This is a genomic window from Delftia sp. DT-2 (genome assembly GCF_028401915.1).
Classification (GTDB): Bacteria; Pseudomonadota; Gammaproteobacteria; order Burkholderiales; family Burkholderiaceae_C; genus Comamonas; species Comamonas tsuruhatensis.
Map to the genome: position 1 here is coordinate 1 of NZ_JAQOTI010000073.1, position 679 is coordinate 679.

Below are 679 nucleotides of genomic sequence, written 5' to 3' on the forward strand. Positions count from 1 at the left end.
CGCATGAGTGGCCAACCCGCAGCCCGCATCACCGACAGCGTCGTCAAGGGCAAGATCGTCACCGGCTCGCGCACCGTGCTCATCGGCAGCCAGGGCGGCCTGGCCTGCTCCGTCTGCCCGGACGGCATCACCGTCGGATCCCCTGTGAACCCCCAGCTCGGCGCCAAGGTCCTGCTGGGTGCAGAAGACCTGGACTTTGCCCTGCCCTCGGCTGCGCTGCCTGTGGCCTGGCAGCGCCAGTACAGCAGCTACGTCAACCCCGAGCACGGCGCGGCCTGCGGCCTGCTGGGCCATGGCTGGCACCTGCTGCAGGAGCTCAGCATCCGCCTGCAGGAAGAGGCCACCTTGCTGCTGGACGCCAGCGGCCGCGTCATCACCTTCGACCAACCCCTGGCGCCGGGCGGCCAGCTGCACAGTGCCAGCGAAGACATCTGGCTGCTGCGCGGCGGCAGCCCGGAGCCGGACGGCGGCACAGCGCCCTGGGCTGCGAACCCGCGCTGGTCGCATGTGGAGGCGGCGCTGGCGTGCAATCCCGAGGCCATCCTGGCCTTCAGCGGCGATGGCGACACCCTCTGGGGCTTTGGCCCCCCGCCCGGTGAGTCGGTCGATGGCCCCTGGCGCCTCATGGCCCAGATCGACCACTTCGGACGCCGCCAGCTCTACCACTACAGCGACGGCA

1 protein-coding gene is annotated in these 679 nt (G+C 70.8%); it reads left to right on the top strand.

Annotated features, from left to right (window positions below):
• Window positions 1-3: 3 nt before the first annotated feature.
• Window positions 4-679, top strand: a 676-nt coding sequence (locus PO605_RS30880) for a DUF6531 domain-containing protein (RefSeq protein ID WP_272207357.1), incomplete at its 3' end; no start/stop codon positions are given.